Origin of the sequence: Promicromonospora alba, assembly GCF_042654905.1 — a bacterium.
GTDB classification, from domain to species: Bacteria; Actinomycetota; Actinomycetes; order Actinomycetales; family Cellulomonadaceae; genus Promicromonospora; species Promicromonospora alba.
The window spans coordinates 478,532-497,326 of the sequence record NZ_JBHSFI010000004.1 but is presented as its reverse complement, the minus strand read 5'-3'; the positions used below and the strand labels follow the sequence as shown (position 1 = coordinate 497,326).

At 69.4% G+C, this 18,795-nt stretch carries 17 protein-coding genes; 13 read left to right on the top strand and 4 right to left on the bottom strand.

Annotation, left to right across the window (positions count from 1 at the left end; genetic code table 11):
- The first annotated feature begins 88 nt into the window (after nt 1-88).
- The gene (locus ACFO6V_RS13195; RefSeq protein ID WP_377136050.1) at nt 89-2,650 is read left to right on the top strand and encodes an ATP-dependent Clp protease ATP-binding subunit; all 2,562 of its coding nucleotides are present in this window, start codon (nt 89-91) and stop codon (nt 2,648-2,650) included.
- Between the two features lie 204 nt (nt 2,651-2,854).
- Here the strand turns inward: ACFO6V_RS13195 and ACFO6V_RS13190 are convergent, their stop codons facing one another.
- The gene (locus ACFO6V_RS13190) at nt 2,855-3,604 is read right to left on the bottom strand and encodes an IclR family transcriptional regulator (protein ID WP_377136048.1); all 750 of its coding nucleotides are present in this window, start codon (nt 3,602-3,604) and stop codon (nt 2,855-2,857) included.
- Nucleotides 3,605-3,673: 69 nt separating this feature from the next.
- Between ACFO6V_RS13190 and eda the strand changes: the two genes are divergently transcribed.
- Genes eda through ACFO6V_RS13175 form a run of 3 tightly spaced genes read left to right on the top strand, consistent with a single transcriptional unit; the run spans nt 3,674 to nt 6,461 of the window.
- Complete coding sequence (gene eda / locus ACFO6V_RS13185; protein ID WP_377136046.1) at nt 3,674-4,339, top strand: bifunctional 4-hydroxy-2-oxoglutarate aldolase/2-dehydro-3-deoxy-phosphogluconate aldolase; 666 nt, start codon at nt 3,674-3,676, stop codon at nt 4,337-4,339.
- Nucleotides 4,336-5,436 (top strand): sugar kinase, encoded by a 1,101-nt coding sequence (locus ACFO6V_RS13180; protein WP_377136044.1) that lies wholly within the window; start codon nt 4,336-4,338, stop codon nt 5,434-5,436. The genes eda and ACFO6V_RS13180 overlap by 4 nt, the downstream gene beginning before the upstream one ends.
- A 29-nt stretch (nt 5,437-5,465) precedes the next feature.
- Entirely contained in the window at nt 5,466-6,461 is a 996-nt protein-coding gene (locus ACFO6V_RS13175) for an SDR family oxidoreductase (protein WP_377136042.1), read from the top strand.
- Between the two features lie 7 nt (nt 6,462-6,468).
- Here ACFO6V_RS13175 and ACFO6V_RS13170 read toward each other — a convergent pair whose 3' ends face one another.
- On the bottom strand, nt 6,469-7,485 hold the full coding sequence (locus tag ACFO6V_RS13170) for a LacI family DNA-binding transcriptional regulator (RefSeq protein ID WP_377136040.1): 1,017 nt from the start codon (nt 7,483-7,485) through the stop codon (nt 6,469-6,471).
- 353 nt (nt 7,486-7,838) lie between these two features.
- On the opposite strand from ACFO6V_RS13170, the gene ACFO6V_RS13165 reads away from it, so the two are divergent.
- The 8 genes from ACFO6V_RS13165 (at nt 7,839) to ACFO6V_RS13130 (ending at nt 15,471) form a co-directional block, all read left to right on the top strand.
- Nucleotides 7,839-8,768 carry an ABC transporter permease gene (locus ACFO6V_RS13165; RefSeq protein ID WP_377136609.1) on the top strand — a complete coding sequence of 310 codons (930 nt, stop codon included), beginning with the start codon at nt 7,839-7,841 and terminating at the stop codon, nt 8,766-8,768.
- Nucleotides 8,762-9,676: a carbohydrate ABC transporter permease gene (locus ACFO6V_RS13160; RefSeq protein ID WP_377136038.1), complete on the top strand. Its 915-nt coding sequence runs from the start codon at nt 8,762-8,764 to the stop codon at nt 9,674-9,676. Before ACFO6V_RS13165 ends, ACFO6V_RS13160 begins: the two co-directional genes overlap by 7 nt.
- Before the next feature lie 84 nt (nt 9,677-9,760).
- Nucleotides 9,761-11,404 (top strand): ABC transporter substrate-binding protein, encoded by a 1,644-nt coding sequence (locus tag ACFO6V_RS13155; RefSeq protein WP_377136036.1) that lies wholly within the window; start codon nt 9,761-9,763, stop codon nt 11,402-11,404.
- An 82-nt stretch (nt 11,405-11,486) separates the two neighbouring features.
- A complete protein-coding gene (locus ACFO6V_RS13150) occupies nt 11,487-13,079 on the top strand; it encodes a GH39 family glycosyl hydrolase (RefSeq protein WP_377136034.1) in 1,593 nt (530 codons plus the stop codon).
- Entirely contained in the window at nt 13,072-13,752 is a 681-nt protein-coding gene (locus tag ACFO6V_RS13145; RefSeq protein WP_377136032.1) for a glycosyltransferase, read from the top strand. The genes ACFO6V_RS13150 and ACFO6V_RS13145 overlap by 8 nt, the downstream gene beginning before the upstream one ends.
- A gap of 55 nt (nt 13,753-13,807) precedes the next feature.
- Nucleotides 13,808-14,728, top strand: coding sequence for a hypothetical protein (locus ACFO6V_RS13140; RefSeq protein ID WP_377136030.1), 921 nt, complete (start codon nt 13,808-13,810; stop codon nt 14,726-14,728).
- A gap of 104 nt (nt 14,729-14,832) precedes the next feature.
- The gene (locus tag ACFO6V_RS13135; protein ID WP_377136028.1) at nt 14,833-15,084 is read left to right on the top strand and encodes a hypothetical protein; all 252 of its coding nucleotides are present in this window, start codon (nt 14,833-14,835) and stop codon (nt 15,082-15,084) included.
- Nucleotides 15,085-15,132: 48 nt separating this feature from the next.
- Complete coding sequence (locus tag ACFO6V_RS13130) at nt 15,133-15,471, top strand: YnfA family protein (protein ID WP_377136026.1); 339 nt, start codon at nt 15,133-15,135, stop codon at nt 15,469-15,471.
- A gap of 88 nt (nt 15,472-15,559) precedes the next feature.
- On the opposite strand, the gene ACFO6V_RS13125 is transcribed toward ACFO6V_RS13130, so the two are convergent.
- On the bottom strand, nt 15,560-15,778 hold the full coding sequence (locus ACFO6V_RS13125; protein WP_377136024.1) for an AbrB/MazE/SpoVT family DNA-binding domain-containing protein: 219 nt from the start codon (nt 15,776-15,778) through the stop codon (nt 15,560-15,562).
- A gap of 254 nt (nt 15,779-16,032) precedes the next feature.
- On the opposite strand from ACFO6V_RS13125, the gene ACFO6V_RS13120 reads away from it, so the two are divergent.
- Entirely contained in the window at nt 16,033-16,545 is a 513-nt protein-coding gene (locus tag ACFO6V_RS13120; RefSeq protein WP_377136022.1) for a pyridoxamine 5'-phosphate oxidase family protein, read from the top strand.
- Nucleotides 16,546-16,555: 10 nt separating this feature from the next.
- Here the strand turns inward: ACFO6V_RS13120 and ACFO6V_RS13115 are convergent, their stop codons facing one another.
- A complete protein-coding gene (locus ACFO6V_RS13115) occupies nt 16,556-18,634 on the bottom strand; it encodes an alpha-glucuronidase (protein WP_377136020.1) in 2,079 nt (692 codons plus the stop codon).
- Nucleotides 18,635-18,795 lie beyond the last annotated feature (161 nt).

Sequence of the window (18,795 nt, the reverse complement as noted above, 5' to 3'; positions counted from 1 at the left end):
CCATGGGCGCGTTGTGAGCGCATAGAGTCGTTGCGGTCAGGCCTGGTACCGCCGGTGCAGGTGTACGCCGCTCGTGAGGGAGCAGCACATGTTCGAGAGATTTACGGATCGCGCCCGTCGCGTCGTCGTCCTCGCCCAAGAAGAGGCGCGGATGCTGAACCACAACTACATCGGCACGGAGCACATTCTGCTCGGCCTCATCCACGAGGGTGAGGGCGTAGCCGCCAAGGCGCTCGAGTCGCTCGGGATCTCGCTCGACGGCGTCCGCACCCAGGTCACCGAGATCATCGGTGAGGGGCAGCAGGCGCCGAGCGGGCACATCCCGTTCACGCCGCGTGCCAAGAAGGTACTTGAGCTGTCGCTCCGCGAGGCGCTGCAGCTCGGCCACAACTACATCGGCACCGAGCACATCCTGCTCGGTCTCATCCGCGAGGGTGAGGGCGTCGCCGCACAGGTGCTCACCAAGATGGGTGCCGACCTGAACAAGGTGCGCCAGCAGGTCATCCAGCTGCTGAGCGGCTACCAGGGTAAGGAGCCCGTCTCCGCAGGCGGTCCCCAGGAGGGCCAGCCCGCGGGCTCGGCAGTGCTCGACCAGTTCGGCCGCAACCTCACCCAGGCCGCGCGCGAGGGCAAGCTGGACCCGGTCATCGGTCGTACGCAGGAGATCGAGCGGGTCATGCAGGTCCTGTCCCGCCGCACCAAGAACAACCCTGTGCTGATCGGTGAGCCCGGCGTCGGCAAGACTGCGGTCGTCGAGGGCCTCGCGCAGGACATCGTCAAGGGTGATGTCCCGGAGACGCTCAAGGACAAGCAGCTGTACACGCTGGACCTCGGCGCGCTGGTCGCCGGTTCGCGGTACCGCGGTGACTTCGAGGAGCGCCTCAAGAAGGTGCTCAAGGAGATCCGCACGCGTGGCGACATCATCCTGTTCATCGACGAGATCCACACCCTGGTGGGTGCGGGTGCCGCCGAGGGCGCGATCGACGCCGCCTCCATCCTGAAGCCGATGCTGGCTCGCGGTGAGCTGCAGACCATCGGTGCCACCACGCTCGACGAGTACCGCAAGTACGTCGAGAAGGACCCGGCCCTGGAGCGTCGCTTCCAGCCGATCCAGGTGTCCGAGCCGTCGCTCGAGCACGCCATCGAGATCCTCAAGGGTCTGCGCGACCGCTACGAGGCGCACCACCGCGTGTCCATCACGGACTCCGCGCTGGTCTCCGCGGCCACGCTCGCCGACCGGTACATCAACGACCGGTTCCTCCCGGACAAGGCGATCGACCTGATCGACGAGGCCGGCGCACGGCTCCGCATCCGTCGGATGACGGCGCCGCCGGAGCTCAAGGAGCTCGACGAGAACATCTCCGAGGCGCGCCGCGAGAAGGAGTCGGCGATCGACGAGCAGGACTTCGAGAAGGCCGCCGGCCTGCGTGACAAGGAGAAGCAGCTCACGCAGCTCCGCGCGGACAAGGAGAAGGCCTGGAAGTCGGGCGACCTCGACACGGTCGCAGAGGTCGACGACGAGCTGATCGCCGAGGTGCTGGCGATGTCCACCGGCATCCCGGTCGTCAAGCTCACCGAGGAGGAGTCCAGCCGCCTGCTCCACATGGAGGACGAGCTGCACAAGCGGGTCGTCGGCCAGGAGACCGCCATCAAGGCGCTGTCGCAGGCCATCCGCCGTACGCGGGCCGGCCTCAAGGACCCGAAGCGCCCCGGTGGCTCGTTCATCTTCGCCGGCCCCACGGGTGTCGGTAAGACCGAGCTCGCCAAGGCTCTCGCGGAGTTCCTGTTTGGCGACGAGGACGCGCTCATCCAGCTCGACATGTCCGAGTTCTCGGAGAAGCACACGGTCTCGCGCCTGTTCGGCTCCCCGCCCGGATACGTCGGCTATGACGAGGGTGGCCAGCTCACCGAGAAGGTGCGTCGCAAGCCGTTCTCCGTGGTCCTGTTCGACGAGGTGGAGAAGGCGCACGCCGACATCTTCAACTCGCTGCTGCAGGTGCTCGAGGACGGCCGCCTCACCGACTCGCAGGGTCGAGTGGTCGACTTCAAGAACACGGTGATCATCATGACCACCAACCTTGGCACGCGGGACATCGCCAAGGGCGTCCAGACCGGCTTCAACTCCGGCGGCGACCTGGTGACCTCCTACGAGCGGATGAAGGCGAAGGTCAACGAGGAGCTCAAGCAGCACTTCCGGCCGGAGTTCCTCAACCGTGTCGACGACACGGTCGTGTTCCCGCAGCTCTCGCAGGACGAGATCATCCAGATCGTCGACCTCGAGATCGCGAAGCTCGACCGCCGTATGCGCGACCGGGACATGGGCCTCGAGCTCACGACCGCCGCCAAGCACCTGCTGGCCGAGAAGGGCTACGACCCGGTCCTCGGTGCTCGTCCGCTCAAGCGGGCGATCCAGCGGGAGATCGAGGACGCACTGTCCGAGAAGATCCTGTTCGGCGAGCTCACGGCGGGTCAGCTGGTGATCATCGACGGCGTCGGCGAGGGCATCCTCGGCGAGTTCACGTTCCGCGGTGTGGAGCGCGACGAGCGTCGTCGTCCGACCACCGCAGAGCCGCAGTCGGTGCCCGCGGGCGCCGGGCTGGTGCCGCGCGACCTGCCGCCGTCGGGCCAGATGGCTGCCGGCGGGGCGTGATCGCCCGGTAGTTCTCCGGACCACGAAGGCCCGGTCACCCCGAGAGGGGTGGCCGGGCCTTCGGCAGTCCAGGCGAAGGTGCGCTTCTGCTCAGCGATTGCGCCCAGACCCACCGTGAGTTTTGGGCCCGATCCCTGGGTAGAAGCGCACATTGGCCCGGCGCCCGGCGCCCGGCGCCCGGCGCCCGGCGCCCGGCGCCCCGCGTCAGCGCGTCGGCGGCGGCAGCGTCAGGCCGGCCGGGAGGAGGGACGGGAGGACGTCGCGGAGCGCCGCTACCCGTTCGGCGCGGGCCTCTCCGGTGAGCCGTTCCACCGGGGCGGTGATGCTGACCGCCGCGACCGCGCGCCCGGCGCGTAGCAGAGGGGTCGCTATGCAGGCGATGCCCGCCTCGTTCTCCTCGGTCTCGCCCGCGATCCCGGAGGCCCGCGCCTCCACGAGCGCCTCGCGCAGCCGCTCGGGGCCGGTCTCGTCGCCCGCGAACCGGGCGAGCGCCGCCTCGTCGAGGTCCTGGACCGACAGGAGGGCGCGGCCGAGCGCAGTGGTCGCCGCAGCACGCCGCCGTCCGACGGCGGACCACACACGGACCGCCCGCTGCGGCTCCACCTTGTCGAGGTAGACCACCTCGCGCCCCGCGAGCACGCCGAGGTGCACCAGCTCGTCGGTCTTCTCGCTGAGCGCGGCCAGGGCCGGGTGCAGCAGTGCGGGCAGGTTCTCCTCCGCGAGGTAGGTGCTCCCGAGCGAGAGCGCCGCGGGGCCGAGGCGATAGGCGCCGTCCGCCGTCTGCTCGGCGTAGCCGCGGTGGCGCAGTGCGGCGAGCGTGCGGTGCAGGGTCGGCTTGCTGACGCCGACCGCCTGCGCGAGTGCGGCCAGCGAGGCACCCCTGGCGCCGAAGCCGGCGAGCGTGTCGAGCGCCAGCAGCGCCTTGTCGACGCTCCCGAGCGGGCTGGCATCCATGGGGCTCCCTCACGTAGCATGCGTTTCGCAGTGAACAACAGTCGTTCACCATAGCGAAACGGAGATCGAATGTCATCCCCGGACAGCACAGTCCTCGAGACCCTCGCCGCCCACCGGCTCGTGCCGGTGGTGGTGGTCGACGGCGCCGACGAGGGCGCCCGCCTGGCCGACGCGCTCGTCGCGGGCGGCCTCCCCGTCGCGGAGATCACGCTGCGCCTCGCGGGCGGCATCGACGCCATCCGCGCGGTCGCGAAGAACCAGCCCGACGTCGTGGTCGGTGCGGGCACCGTGACCACCGCCCAGCAGGTCGACGACGTCGTGGACGCCGGTGCGCGCTACATCGTGTCCCCGGGGCTGTCGGCCGCCGTCGTGCGGCGCGCGCAGGAGCACGGCATCCCCGTCCTGCCGGGCGTGGCCACGCCGTCCGAGATCATGGCGGCGCTCGACCTCGGGATCGACGTCGTCAAGCTGTTCCCCGCCTCCGTCGTCGGCGGGCCGGCCGCGATCAAGGCGTTCTCCGCGCCGTTCCCCGGCCTCCGGTTCGTGCCGACGGGCGGCGTGAGCGCCGCCAACCTCGCCGACTACCTGACGCTGAAGCCGGTGCTCGCGGTCGGCGGCTCGTGGATGGTGGACCGCGCGCTCGTCACCGCAGGGGACTGGGACGGGATCACCAGCCGCACGCGGGACGCCGTAGCGCTCGCCGCCCAGATCGACTCCAAGGAGAACAGCCGATGACCTCGCTCAACATCCGTCCCGCCGCCGAGAGCGCCTACGACGTCGTCGCCCTCGGCGAGGTGATGCTCCGCCTCGACCCGGGCAGCCGCCGGGTCCGCACGGCCCGCAGCTTCGATGTCTGGGAGGGTGGCGGCGAGTACAACGTGGCCCGCGGTCTGCGCCGCTGCTTCGGCCTGCGCGGCGCCATCGTCACGGCCCTCGCCGACAACGAGATCGGCCGGCTGGTCGAGGACTTCATGCTCACCGGCGGCCTCGACACGCAGTACGTCCAGTGGGTGCCTTACGACGGCATCGGGCGCACGGTCCGCAACGGCCTCAACTTCACCGAGCGCGGGTTCGGCGCGCGCGGGGCCGTCGGCGTCAGCGACCGTGGCAACACCGCCGTCGCGCAGATGCAGCCCGACGACGTCGACTGGGACGCCCTCTTCTCCCGCGGCGTGCGCTGGCTGCACACGGGCGGCATCTTCGCCGCGCTCTCCGAGAGCAGCGCCGACGTCGCAGAGGCCGCGATGGCCGCAGCCCGCCGGCACGGGACCATCGTGTCGTACGACCTGAACTTCCGGCCCTCGCTGTGGAAGGGCATCGGCGGCGAGGAGCGCGCCCGTGAGGTCAACCGGCGCCTGGCCCAGCACGTCGACGTGATGATCGGCAACGAGGAGGACTTCACGGCCTCGCTCGGCTTCGAGGTCGAGGGGGTCGACGAGAACCTCACCGACCTGGACACCGGCGCGTTCCGCGCGATGATCGAGACGGCTTCGGAGGCGTACCCGAACTTCCAGGTGATCGCCACGACGCTGCGCGGGGTGCGGTCGGCGTCGCGCAACGACTGGGGTGCAATCGCCTGGTCGCGCAAGGAGGGCTTCGCCGAGGCCACCCACCGGGCGGACCTGGAGATCTTCGACCGGGTCGGCGGCGGCGACTCGTTCGCCTCCGGTCTGGCCTACGGACTCATGGAGCTGGGCTCGCTCCAGGAGGCCGTCGAGTACGGTGCCGCACACGGCGCGCTGGCCATGACCACGCCCGGTGACACCACCATGGTGACGCTCGCCGAAGTCGCGAAGCTGGCCGGCGGAGGAAGTGCCCGCGTACAGCGCTGACCTGGCCATTTGGTGCAAGGATTGGCGGCATGTCGTCCAAGAGCATCCTGTTCATCGGTGGAAGCGGAATCATCAGCCACGCCTCGGTGGCCCGGGCCGCCCGGCTCGGGCACCGGGTGACGGTGCTCAACAGAGGCAGATCCTCGGCGCGCCAGCTTCCGGTGGGCGTGGAGACCCTCGTCGCCGACGCGAACGACGCCCAGGGAGTGGCTGCGGCGCTGGGTGGCCGGGAGTTCGACGTCGTCGCGCAGTTCCGCGCGTTCAGCCCTGAGCACGTGGCGCGCGACGTCGCGCAGTTCGCCGGGCGGACCGGGCAGTACGTGTTCATCTCGTCCGCGTCGGCGTACCAGACGCCGCCGGCGCGGCTGCCAGTCCGGGAGTCCACGCCGCTGCGGAACCCGTTCTGGCAGTACTCGCGGGACAAGATCGCGTGCGAGGACGTACTGGTCCGGGAGTACCGCGAGAACGGGTTCCCGATGACGATCGTGCGGCCGTCGCACACGTACGACCGCACGCTGCTGCCGACGTCGGGCGGCTGGACCGACGTGGCCCGGATGCGCGCCGGGAAGCCCGTGGTGGTCCACGGCGACGGCACCTCGCTGTGGACGCTGACGCACACCGAGGACTTCGCCGTGGGGTTCGTGGGACTGCTCGGCCATCCGCTCGCCGTGGGGGAGTCCTTCCACATCACGGGCACGCACGCCCCCACGTGGGACCAGATCTACACCTGGCTCGCCGAGGCGGCGGGCGTGCCGAACCCCGACCTGGTGCACGTCGCCTCCGAGACGATCGCCAGGGTGCTGCCCGACATGGGGCCCGGCCTGGTGGGGGACAAGGCGCACTCGATGGTCTTCGACATCTCCAAGGTGCGGACGCTCGTGCCCGAGTTCGGCACCACCATCACCTACGACGTCGGCGCCGCGGAGCAGGTGTCCTGGTACGACGCCAACCCCCAGGCGCAGGTGGTCGACGCCGAGCTGGACATCGCGTTCGACCGGCTCGCGGAGCACGCGCGCTCGATCTGACGGGACGTCAGGCGGGCGGGGCCGTCGACTCCCGCACCACGAGCTCGGTCGAGAGGTTCAGCCGGCGCACCTTCGGCGACCGGCCGCGCGCTATGTCGAGCAGGATCTCGGTGGCGGCCGCTCCCATCTCGCGGAGCGGCTGCCGCACGGTCGTGAGCGGCGGACCGACCCAGGAGGCCAGCGGCAGGTCGTCGTAGCCCACCACCGACACATCCTCGGGCACTCGCAGACCCAGCTGGTGCGCGGCACGGAGCAGGCCGAGGGCCTGCATGTCGGAGCCGGCGAACACCGCTGTCGGCCGGTCGGGCAGGGACAGCAGCTCCAGGCCGTGGTTGAAGCCGGTCTCGACGTAGAAGTTGCCCTCCCGCACGAGCGCAGGGTCGACGACGGCGCCGACCTCCTCGTGCGCGGAGCGGAACCCGTCCGCGCGGGCCCGGCTGCAGAGCATGTCCCACGGCCCGGTGATCATGGCGATGCGCCGGTGGCCCAGCGCCAGCAGGTGCCGGGTGGCCGCCAGCCCGCCGTTCCAGTTGTCGGAACCCACGGAGGCGACGTCGGCGGGCGGCTCCCCGTCGGTGTCGATCACCACGTAGGGGATGCCGCGCCGGTCGAGCTGCTGGTGCTGCCCCTCGGACAGGTTCGCGGCGACGAGCAGGACGCCAAGGGGCGGGCGGGCGATGGTCGTGTCGAGCCAGCGGGCGGGCGGGCGGTGCTCGCCGCCCAGCTCGGACAGGATCACGCTGGTGCGGGACTCGGCGGCCGCGTCCTCGACACCACGGATGATCTCCATGGACCAGCCGGAGCCCAGCCGGTGGAAGACCAGGTCGATCAGGGCGGTGCCCGCCGGTGCGGTCGCCGGGCGCCGGCGCCGGTACTGGTGCTTCTCCAGCGCCGCCTCGACGCGGTCGCGGGTGGCGGGGGCGACGTCGGCCCTGCCGTTGAGCACCTTCGAGACCGTGGGCACCGACAGGCCGAGCTCGCTCGCGATCGACGCGATGGTGGGAACTGGCCGTACGTCGGTCATTGCGCAGACCTTTCGATCCAGTCTCTGAAACTTTCGATGCTGACGGTACACCAGCGTCGGGCGCCATCGCACGGAAGTCTGGCGTAACCACATCGTGACAGTGTCAACCGTGGGCTGGTCTTGACGATATGACGGTAACCATCCTAATGTCCCAGCCAATGACTCTCGGTAAAGCCGCCGATAGTTTCGAAAACGTTCCACGAAGACGTGGCGCCCTCCTGGTGAGGTCCGGCACGGCGAGGTGACCGGAGGACTTGATGGCACGAGGCACTGGGACGGTCGACGCCGTTCCCCGGACCGGTGACGGGCTGCCGGGCCGCGGAGCGGGTGGCGCCGTCGGTGGCGCGGGGCTCATGCCGCCGCAGCAGCTCCGCAACAACGAGACCTGGCGCGTGTCCCTGCGCAGGCACTGGCGCCTGTACACGTTCGTGGTCCTGCCGGTGATCTTCCTCCTGGTGTTCCGCTACGTGCCCATGATCGGCAACGTCATCGCGTTCCGCCGGTACCGGCCGGGCGGCTCGATGTTCGGCGACGAGTGGGTCGGCCTCTACTACTTCCAGATGTTCATCGGCAGCAAGCCGTTCTGGGACGTCTTCTGGAACACGGTCGTCCTCGGCGGGCTCACCCTGGCGATCTGCTTCCCGCTGCCGATCATCCTGGCGCTCATGCTGAACGAGCTGCGGTCGCGGCTGTTCAAGCGCGTCGTGCAGACCGTCACCTACCTGCCGCACTTCATGTCGATAGTGATCGTGGCCGGCATGGTCTTCCAGCTCACGGCCATCAACGGCACGATCAACCAGATCATCGAGGGGTTCGGCGGCGAGGCGATCCCGTTCATGCAGCGGGCCGACTGGTTCCGCACGATCTACCTGACCTCCGAGGTGTGGCAGACGGTCGGCTGGGGCACCATCCTCTACCTCGCCGCGCTGACCACCATCGACGACCAGCTCTACGAGGCGTCCCGGATCGACGGCGCCAACCGGTGGCAGCAGACCTGGCACATCACGCTGCCCGGCATCCGGCCGACGATGATGGTGCTCCTCATCCTCAACATCGGCAGCTTCATGGCGGTCGGGTTCGAGAAGGTCCTGCTGCTGTACAACCCCCTCACGTACGACACGGCGGACGTGCTCTCCACGTACCTGTACCGCGTGGGGATCGGCGAGGGCGGCAACTACTCGTTCGCCGCCGCGATCGGCCTGTTCGAGGCACTGATCGGCGTCGCACTGGTCGTCACGGCCAACCAGATCTCGAAGCGAGCGGTGGGAGCCTCCCTGTGGTGACGACGAACACTCCCGACATCACGGCGGTCAGCCCCGCCACGATCACGGTCAAGGACACTCCCGGCTACCGGGCATTCCGGGCCGTCAACGGGCTCGTGCTCGTGGTGATCACGTTCCTGACGCTGTATCCCTTCCTCAACATGGTGGCGAAGGCGTTCAGCTCCCAGGCCTACATCGCCGCCGGCCAGGTCAACCTGTGGCCGCGGGGATTCAACCTCACGACGTTCGCGAGCGTGATGGGCGACGAGATCTTCTGGGTCAACTACCGGAACACGGTCGTGTACACGGTGCTCGCCACGGCCATCGCGATGGCGCTGACCACCACCTTCGCGTACGCGCTGTCCAAGCCGTACCTGAAGGGCCGGGGCATCCTGATCGGCCTGGCCATGGTGACCATGCTGTACGCGGGCGGCCTGATCCCGAACTACCTGCTCATCGATGCCCTCGGGTTCAAGAACACGATGTGGGCGATCGTCGTGCCGGGCGCGATCAACGTCTTCAACCTGCTGGTCATGAAGTCGTTCTTCGACAACTTCCCCAAGGACCTCGAGGAAGCCGCGGAGATCGACGGCATGTCGCAGTTCGGCGTGTTCTTCCGCATCGTGCTCCCGCTGTCCAAGGCGGTCATCGCCACGATGACCCTCTTCTACGCGGTCCAGTTCTGGAACTCGTGGTTCCAGGCGTACCTGTACCTCAACGACCGGGACATGTACCCGGTGACGCTCTACCTCCGCAACCTGCTCGCCGCGGCGACGTCCACGACGGACCTCGGCAGCGACACCGTGCAGATCCAGGCGAACGTCCAGTCCGTGGCGATGCTGCTCACGGTCCTGCCGATCGTCTGTGTGTACCCGTTCATCCAGAAGTACTTCGTGTCCGGCGTGATGCTCGGCTCCGTCAAGGGCTGACCGCACGTCGTCCGGCACCCGAAAAACCATCCAGAACCAGCCTGACCGTCCGGAACGAAGGCGTTCACAACCTGAAGGAGAACCATGAGGATCACCCGCAGACGGGCTGCCGCCAGCTTCGCTGCGTCAGCCCTGGTCGTCACGCTGACGGCGTGCACGACCAGCGGCGGCGGCCAGGAGGAGTCCGGTGCCATCGACATGGAGTCGCAGGTCGGCTACATGGAGGACTTCGAGGTCGGCACCACCTTCAAGGCGACGGAGCCCGTCGACTTCAGCCTGCTGTACCGCGACCACCCCGACTACCCGTTCAAGGAGGACTGGCCGATCGTCCAGCACCTCAAGAACAACCAGAACGTCGAGTTCGAGTACGTCAACGTGCCGCTCGCCGACCTGGCGACACGGCGGTCCGTTCTCATCAGCTCGGGGGACGGGCCCGACATCATGCCCGCCATCTACGCGGGTGAGGAGACGCAGTTCCGGAACGCGCTGCTGCCGATCTCGGACTACGTGGAGCACATGCCCAACTTCCTCGACAAGATCGAGAAGTGGGGCCTCGAGGCGGAGGTCGAGCAGCTGCGCCAGGAGGACGGCAAGTACTACATCCTGCCCGGCATCCACGAGATCGCGAAGCCGCAGTACTCCATCGCGGTCCGCTCGGACCTGTGGGAGAAGGCCGGGATCACCGAGGACCCCGAGACCTGGGACGAGTTCAAGGAGCAGCTCGCGGCCGTCAAGGAGGCCAACCCGGACATCGACTACCCGTTCAGCGACAAGTGGTCGATCAACAGCCCGATGGAGCAGACGCTCAACGCCGCGGCCCCCAACTTCGGGACCTCCGCCGGCACCGGCTTCATCAACGGCCTGTGGTGGGACGAGGAGGCCGGCGAGTTCACGTACGCCGGGGCCTCTGACGGCTACCGCGAGCTGGTGACGTACTTCGCTTCACTCGTCGAGGACGGCCTGATGGACCCCGAGTCCGTCACCCAGGAGATGGAGCAGGGCGAGCAGAAGTTCGCGTCCGGCAGCGTCGCCGCCATCAGCTCGAACGACCAGGAGCTGGTGAAGTACCGCGACAACTTCGAACAGCTCGGCGAGGAGGACGCCGAGGTGCGCCAGATCGTGGTGCCCGCCGGCCCCTACGGCAGCTACCTCGCCGCGGGCTCGCGGCGCGAGTCGGGAATCGTTTTTGGCGCCGAGGCGGCGAAGGACGACGACTTCCTCGCGATGCTGCAGTTCGTCGACTGGCTCTACTACTCGGACGAGGGCCTGGAGTTCTCGAAGTGGGGCGTCGAGGGCGAGACGTTCGAGTGGGACGGCGACAAGCGGGTCCTCAAGGAGGACATCGACGTGAACGGGCTCAACCCCGGCGCGCCCAAGGAGCTCCGCAAGGACTTCGGCTTCCACAACGGCGTCTGGATGCTGGCCCACGGGTCCACCGAGGAGCTGGACAAGTCGATGCTGCGTGACGAGGTCGTCGAGTTCCTCGACGGCATGAACGCGAAGGAGGAGCTGCCCCTGCCGCCGGCCATCACGTACGACGAGATGGAACAGGAGCAGGCGACGCTCTACCAGACGAACCTGCAGGACATCGTCTACCAGAACACCGCGCAGTTCATCGTCGGCGAGCGACCGCTCAGCGAGTGGGACGACTACGTCGCCGAGCTCGAGGCGGCAAGCATGACCGAGTACGTCGAGCTCGCCAACGGCGCCGTCGCCGGCGACGAGTGACCGTCACCCGATCCTGACCAGGCGTGCGGGCCGTCATCGACGACCCGCACGCCTGTCCACGCCCGAACCACCGAGGAGACCCGTGCCCCGCACCATCGTGCCGACCGAGGCCGCCGGAACACTGAGCGACGCCTGGCGCACCTGCGTCGGCACGGGCCGGTTCGGTCTCGCGCTGCGCAAGGACTACCAGGACTCCCTGGCCCTGGTGCAGCGCGAGATCGGGTTCCGGTACATCCGGGGCCACGGCCTCCTGCACGACGACGTCGCCGTCCACAGGCCGTACGACGCCGGCGGGCACCGCGGCACCGCCTACGTGTTCACCTACGTCGACCAGGTGGTCGACGCCTACCTGGGCCTCGGGATCAAGCCGTTCCTCGAGCTCGGGTTCATGCCCAGCGGCCTCGCGTTCGGCGACCAGACGGTGTTCTGGTGGCTGGGCAACGTCACCCCACCCCGGGACCACGCCGAGTGGGCGAGCCTGGTGCGGGCGCTCCTGCGGCACCTCATCGACCGGTACGGCCTCGACGAGGTGCGCACCTGGCCCGTCGAGGTGTGGAACGAACCCAACCTTCCCCAGTTCTGGAAGGACGCCGACCAGGCGGCCTACTTCCGGCTCTACGAGACGTCGGTCCGCGCTGTGAAGGACGTCGACGCGTCACTCCGGGTCGGTGGCCCCGCCATCTCCCCGGGAGCTGACGACTGGTGGGAGCCCTTCGCGGAGTTCGTCACCGCGCGCGACCTGCCCGCCGACTTCCTCTCCGTGCACGCCTACAGCTCGGGACCCGCCCAGCACGTGCCGTTCGGCGTCTACCAGACGCTCCAGCGACCCCAGCACCTGCTCGACCAGTTCGCCAGGCCGCGCAAGATCCTCGCCGGGACGGCGCTCGCGGACCGGCCGCTGCACGTCACCGAGTTCAACACGAGCTACCGCCCCGACAACCCGGTGCACGACACGGCGTACAACGCCGCCTACCTCGCCCCGGTGCTCGCGGAGGGCGGCGAGCACGCGGACTCGTTCTCGTACTGGACGTTCAGCGACGTCTTCGAGGAGGCGGGCGTGCCGGCGTCGTTCTTCCACGGCGGGTTCGGGATGCTGACCCATCGGCAGGTGCGCAAGCCGACCTTCCACCTGTACGCCTTCATGGCGCGGATGGGGCCGGAGATCCTCGCTCGGGGGGCCGACCACCTGGTCACCCGGCATCCCGCGACCGGTCAGGTGACGGTGCTCGCCTGGCAGCCGGTCGGCGGCACCGACGACCCGTCCGAACCGGCCCGGCACGACCTCCGGCTGAGCATCCCGGTCGCCGTCGCCGAAGTAGAGCGCCTGTCCGGCATCGAGGCGACTGCTGCGGAGAACCGGCCGGACAGGCGCTCTACTTCGGCGACTGGGAGGGTGTTCACCATGCGGTACGACGTCGATGAGGTCGCCGGGAATGCGTGGGCGGCCTGGCGAGAGATGGGGCGGCCCGTGTCGCCGTCGGGCAGACAGCTGGACGCGCTGCACGAGGCGAGCGAGCCCGCGCGCCGGGCGCGCTCGCTACCGGTGGACGACGGCGGCAGGGTGGACCTCGACCTGACGATCGGGCGGCACGGCGTCACGCTGGTGACCCTCGACGCCGTGCGCGACGAGACACCGGCCTGGCTCGACGACACCCGGATCCTGGGCCGTGGCTGAGCGCCGGGAGTTCGGCGACGGCCCGCTGGGCCGGGCCGCGAACGCGATCTACTGGTATCTCGTGGTCGAGCTGTTGCTCGTGCTGACGGCGTTGCCCGGCCTGGTCGCGCTCGCGCTGCTGGACCGGTCTCCGGGCAACGTCCCGTTCGTGGTGCTGTGCCTGTTGCCGCTGGGTCCGGCGGCGTCCGCCGGGCTGTTCGCGCTGCGCGACCGGGCCACGTCCGACGCGCTGGCCCCGGCGTCCTCCTTCTGGCGGGGGTACCGCCTGAACTGGGCCGACGTCCTCCGGGTGTGGACGCCTGCGCTCGTGGTGCTCGGCATCCTGGGCTTCTCGCTGGCGAACCTCGACGCGTCGGGGGTGCCCGCGTGGTACGCGCCAGCCCTCTTCGTCATCGGCGCGGGACTGCTCCTGTGGACGGTGAACGTGCTGGTCATCGTCTCGTTCTTCGGCTTCCGGGCGCGCGACTCGGCACGGCTCGCCGCCCACTACCTCGCGGCTCGTCCGCTGGTGACGCTGGGGAACCTCTCCTTGCTCGTGCTCGCGGGGGGAGTGATCGTGCTGACCACCGAGGTGCTGTTCGGCCTGGTCGCGGTGGTGTGGCTCGCCTTCGTGCTGCGCAACGCGGGCCCTCTGCTGGCCGACGTCGAGGAGCGGTTCACCGGCGGATCGTGACCCGGCGTCGCGGTGCAACATTGTCCGATCTGTGGCGTTGCGCCACAGTGAGCGCATGGTGATCAAGCAGGGGGACCCGGCACGGCTGACCTACCGCTATCTGCGGATAGCGATAGTGGCGGGGGTGCTGGTGCTGTTCGTGTCGTTGACGATGCAGATAGCCGCCGACCACGGGAGGCTCGACTCCGGCGAGGAGTGGTGGCACGCGTCGATCAGCGCGTACTTCTACTCGCCCGTGCAGAGCATCTTCGTGGGCACGCTGGTGGGTATCGGCACGTGTCTGATCGCGATCAAGGGCAGGCACGGGGCCGAGGAGGTGCTGCTCAACTTCGCGGGCATGTTCGCGGTCCTCGTGGCACTGATCCCTACGCCGCTCGACGCCGCGATGTGCGGCGAGGAGCCGTACTGCCTCGACGTGCCGGAGCGAGTGGGCAACAACGTGGGAACGCTGCTCCTCGTCGGTGGCGTGGTCCTGGTGCTGGCGACCTGGCCGCGGCGGCGCGACCTGGGCGGCCGGGTGGGCTGGGATCTCTGGCTCACGTGGCTGACCTGGGCGGGGACGGGTGTGTGGCTGCTGGCGTGGCCCGCGAGCTTCCTGGAGTCGGCGCACTACACGGCGGCGGTCCTGCTGTTCGCCTGCCTGGTGGCCGTCGCCTGGATCAACGGCTCGGACCACGCGATCACGACCCAGGCGCTCGATCGGCTGCGCGGCATGTCCGCCCGGGCGTACCGGGTCTGGTACCGCTGGATCGCGGCGGTGATGGCCGCCGTGCTGGTGGTGGGCATGGCGACCATGGTGGTCCTCGACCGGTTCCTGCCTGACCTGTTCCCACAGACGCTGTTCGTCGTCGAGACGGCGATGATGCTGATCTTCGCGCTCTACTGGGCGCTGCAGACCATCCAGTTCTGGGACACCGGCCTGCCGGCGCGTGCCCAGGTGGAGGACGTGAAGGTCCCCGGCGGCACGGCGTCGTAGCGGGGTCGAGTGCGAGCGGGACGGCGCAGCCGTACGGTCGAGGAGCGGTCGCGTGGTCGTCACCACGGTCACGCCGCCGCACCACCCAGCCGGAGGAGTCCAGCATGAGCGAGAACGAGAACTATCGGACCGACGACGCACCGACGCCGCAGGCCAACCCCGGACCGCGCGTCGACCCGGTCTCCGCGGACGACGACGTACAGGGCAGCAGCAATCCCGGACCGCGTGACGTGCCGGGGCAGGACGACGACCTCGACCGCACGGCCGAGGACCCGGCAGGGGAGAGGGCGATCCCCGGGGAGCACCCCAAGGACGACCCCGACCTGGAGGGCGAGGAGCGGTTCGACGCGGGGTGACGTCCGGGGCTGATCCTTGGAGCTCACTCGGAGGATTACCGTCGTGGCATGGTCCTGCGCTCGATCATTCTGTTCATCGCCGCCGCCGTGTTCGAGATCGGCGGCGCCTGGCTCGTGTGGCAGGGCGTCCGCGAGCACCGGGGCTGGCTGTGGATCGGCGCCGGGGTGATCGCGCTGGGCCTGTACGGCTTCTTCGCGACCCTCCAGCCCGACGCAAGCTTCGGCCGCATCCTGGCGGCCTACGGCGGCGTCTTCGTGGCCGGCTCCCTGGTCTGGGGCATGGTCGTCGACGGCTTCCGCCCCGACCGCTGGGACGTCATCGGGGCACTGATCTGCCTGGTCGGCGTCGCCGTGATCATGTACGGACCGCGCGCGGTGACGAGCTAGTCGGTCTCCGGCATCTGGCCGAACATCGACTCCAGCTGATCGGCGACCTCAAACATTCGCAGCGCGATGTGTGCTGGGATGAGGTGCGTCACTGTGCGAGCCGGTTCAGGAGCTCCCGGTCGCGTTTGCCGACGTAGTCGGCTGCGGCGAGCCACTCCGCGGCCATGGTGCGAGTGCCCTGTGCCGACCGTCCGAGCTGGACCTTGGAGATCACCACCGCGCCGTCGACAACGGTGAAGTCGAGGGCATCACCGACGTGCAGCCGAGCGGCCTCGGCGATGTCGTTCGGGATGGTTACCTGGTTCATGGGTCCAAGAGTCGGAATGGTCATCGCAGTCTCCAGTGAGAGATTCCTACTTTCCAACTATCGCGCTCCGGCGAGTAGGCCACCACCGCGATGAGCTTTCTGCCCCTCGCCCGTCGAGCCTTCTAGTAGTGGTGCCGTGGATCCATTCTTCGAAGTCTGGGTTTCTCCGCACTGAGGCGATTCAAAAGGGAGAAAGCTAGACCTCGAAGGGGATGAGCGCGGGCCGCTTCCGCACAACCCCGAGGAGCACGATCATGAAGGACCCGATCACCAGCATCGACACCCGGTTCAGCGACCCGGACGCCGAGCCGACCAGCTGGCAGGCCACCCAGGAGGTGCTCGAGAACGCCCAGATGACCTGGGTGACCACCGTGCGCGCCGACGGGCGCCCGCACGTCGCGCCGCTGGTCGCCGTCTGGCTCGACGGGGCGCTGCACTTCACCACCGGGCCCGACGAGCAGAAGGCCGTCAACCTGGCGGTCAACCCGAACGTCGTGCTGACCACGGGCCGCGACACCTGGGACGAGGGCGTGGACGTCGTGGTCGAGGGGCCCGCCGTCCGCGTCACCGACCGGAAGACGCTGGAGCGGCTCGCGGCTGCCTGGCGCACCAAGTGGGACGGGCGCTGGGTCTACGAGGTGGGCGACGGCGTGTTCCTGAACGACGTCGCCGGCCCCGCGCTCGTGTTCGCGGTGGAGCCCACCAAGGTGCTGGCCTTCGGCAAGGGCACCTTCAGCCACACGCGGCACGTCCCGCGACCGGCCTGACGGAGCGGCGCTACCGGTAGATCGTGCGCCCCCGCTCGTCCGGGACACCCGACTTCCGCAGGAAGTAGGTGTTCACCTGATCGCGCCACTCGGTGGCGGAGCGGAGCTGCTCCGCGAACCGTTCCGCGACGCGCTCGGAGAGACGCGGGTCGACTAGCTTCGAGACCGCCGACCACGCCCGGATCATCGCCTCGACCCGTTCGACGCCCTCGAAGTGGGTGTCGTAGACGTGCTGGATCACGGTCTTCCCGCTGTGCAGCACGTGCGAGTACGGCACGTGGTGGAAGAACAGCAGCAGCTCGTCCGGGCAGGTGGACGGCGACTCATAGGTCTCCCGCCAGGGCGACGGATACTGGCTTGCGTAGCCGGTGCCGGTCCGCGCGGTCCGGTCGACGCCGATCCCGTCGCGGTCCGCGAAGTGGTAGGTGCCCCACGGGGTGTACTCGTACCCGTCGACGTCGGGCCCGTAGTGGTGGCCGGGGCGCACCATGAAGCCCACGCCGAGCGGCGCCGTGTACTGCTCGTACGTCTCCCAGGACCGGTCGAGCACCGCGTGCACCGCCTGCCCGACGGCGTCGGGCGCACCCGGGAAGGTGAGACCCACCCACTCGTCGAGCACCGCCTCCGGGTCCAGGGTCGGGTCCCAGCACAGCCGTCCGTACGCGTAGAGGTTGGCCTGGGCGAAGGGGTGCCCGGTCCAGAACTCGTCGTCGCCCACGTTCGAGACGGCGGCGAAGCCGCCGGCGGGCTTGTGCCACGTCCCGGTGCCCGGGTCCGCGGCGGCCTTGCCGCGGCCGGTCGCGAGGTCCGCGACCGTGGGGGAACCGCCGTCCCCTCCGGCCAGGTCCCAGAACCGGAACCCGAGGATCTGGCTCCACTGCGGGCCGAGGTAGACGGCGTGCTTCTGCTGACCCGTGTACTCCTGGGTGACCTGCAGCTCCAGGGCGATCTGGGTTCGGGGCATGGCCGCGAGGACCGGCGAGACCGGTTCCCGCACCTGGAAGTCGAGGGGACCGTACTTGACCTGCAGGATCACGTTCGCCGAGAAGGCGCCGTCGAGCGGCTGGAAGTGGTCGAAGGCGGCGCGGGCGCGGTCCGTGGACCGGTCGCGCCAGTCCTGCCTGTGGTCGTAGACGAACGCCCGCCAGTGGATCAGGCCGTCGTACGGCTCGACGGCCGCTGCCAGCATGTTCGCGCCGTCGGCATGCGTGCGTCCGTACGCGAACGGGCCGGGCTGGCCCTCGGAGTCGGCCTTGACGACGAACCCGCCGAAGTCCGGGATCGCGTCCCACACCCGCGCCGCCGTGCGCACCCACCAGTGCGCCACACCCGGGTCGAGCGGGTCCGACGTGGTGAGGCCGCCGAGCGTGATCGGCGAGGCGAACGACACCGACAGGTGCACCCGGATGCCCCACCGCCGGAAGACGGCGGCGATCCGGACGACGTCGCCCAGGTCGTCGGTCAGCAGGTGCGCCTCGCGCGCGTGCACGTTGACGTTGTTGATCGCCACCCGGTTGATCCCGACGGCGGCCAGCAGCCGCGCGTACCGCTCGACACGGGAGAGGTCGGCGCGGACGAAACCGTTGTCGTAGAAGATGGAGCCACCGGAGTACCCACGTTCCACCTGGCCCATGACGGGGTGCGCGTCAACGTTGTCCCAGTGGTCGAGCATCCGCAGGTCGGTCGCGGGCGCGTGCGTCTCGTCGGCGTCCGGCCCCTCGAACGCCGCCTCGCCCAGGCGCACCACGTGGAACAGGCCGTGGAGCATCCCGGCATCCGTCTCGGCCTGCACGACGACGGCGCCCGCCTCGCGCGTGAACCGGAAGCTCTCGTCGGTCGAGTGGTCGTGCGACGAGGAGTCGGAGTGCGCGAGCGTCAGCACGAGCTCGGCGTCGGACACGCCGTCGCCTACCTCGAGGCGCGAGAACGCTCCGCCGAACCGCGCCGTCGCGGCCGCGACCTCCTCCGCCACCGTTCCCGCGAGCACGCCGTCGCCGGCCACCACCACGCGGCGGCTGCCGACCGCGGCGAACGCGTCGTCGGGCAGCCAGGCCGGATGGGGTACGGAGCGCTGAGTATCACCGGTCATGGATCGTCCCGTCCGTCTTGCGGTTGATGTGCAGATATGTGGGGGCGTGCTTGAACTGTGCCTCAGCGAACTGGTCCAGGTCCACCCCGGACCAGGGCTCACCCAGGGACACAACAGGCCCGGCGCCCGGCGGATGACGCACTTCGAGGCCCAGGTTTCTC

What these genes read in the sequence shown, in the direction of transcription:
- ACFO6V_RS13120 (WP_377136022.1), top strand. Translation starts at nt 16,033, where the DNA reads ATGAAGGACCCGATCACCAGCATCGACACCCGGTTCAGCGACCCGGAC.
- ACFO6V_RS13170 (WP_377136040.1), bottom strand. Translation starts at nt 7,485, where the DNA reads ATGACCGACGTACGGCCAGTTCCCACCATCGCGTCGATCGCGAGCGAG.
- eda (WP_377136046.1), top strand. Translation starts at nt 3,674, where the DNA reads ATGTCATCCCCGGACAGCACAGTCCTCGAGACCCTCGCCGCCCACCGG.
- ACFO6V_RS13130 (WP_377136026.1), top strand. Translation starts at nt 15,133, where the DNA reads ATGGTCCTGCGCTCGATCATTCTGTTCATCGCCGCCGCCGTGTTCGAG.
- ACFO6V_RS13135 (WP_377136028.1), top strand. Translation starts at nt 14,833, where the DNA reads ATGAGCGAGAACGAGAACTATCGGACCGACGACGCACCGACGCCGCAG.
- ACFO6V_RS13140 (WP_377136030.1), top strand. Translation starts at nt 13,808, where the DNA reads ATGGTGATCAAGCAGGGGGACCCGGCACGGCTGACCTACCGCTATCTG.
- ACFO6V_RS13125 (WP_377136024.1), bottom strand. Translation starts at nt 15,778, where the DNA reads ATGAACCAGGTAACCATCCCGAACGACATCGCCGAGGCCGCTCGGCTG.
- ACFO6V_RS13190 (WP_377136048.1), bottom strand. Translation starts at nt 3,604, where the DNA reads ATGGATGCCAGCCCGCTCGGGAGCGTCGACAAGGCGCTGCTGGCGCTC.
- ACFO6V_RS13180 (WP_377136044.1), top strand. Translation starts at nt 4,336, where the DNA reads ATGACCTCGCTCAACATCCGTCCCGCCGCCGAGAGCGCCTACGACGTC.
- ACFO6V_RS13175 (WP_377136042.1), top strand. Translation starts at nt 5,466, where the DNA reads ATGTCGTCCAAGAGCATCCTGTTCATCGGTGGAAGCGGAATCATCAGC.
- ACFO6V_RS13115 (WP_377136020.1), bottom strand. Translation starts at nt 18,634, where the DNA reads ATGACCGGTGATACTCAGCGCTCCGTACCCCATCCGGCCTGGCTGCCC.
- ACFO6V_RS13165 (WP_377136609.1), top strand. Translation starts at nt 7,839, where the DNA reads ATGCCGCCGCAGCAGCTCCGCAACAACGAGACCTGGCGCGTGTCCCTG.
- ACFO6V_RS13195 (WP_377136050.1), top strand. Translation starts at nt 89, where the DNA reads ATGTTCGAGAGATTTACGGATCGCGCCCGTCGCGTCGTCGTCCTCGCC.
- ACFO6V_RS13155 (WP_377136036.1), top strand. Translation starts at nt 9,761, where the DNA reads ATGAGGATCACCCGCAGACGGGCTGCCGCCAGCTTCGCTGCGTCAGCC.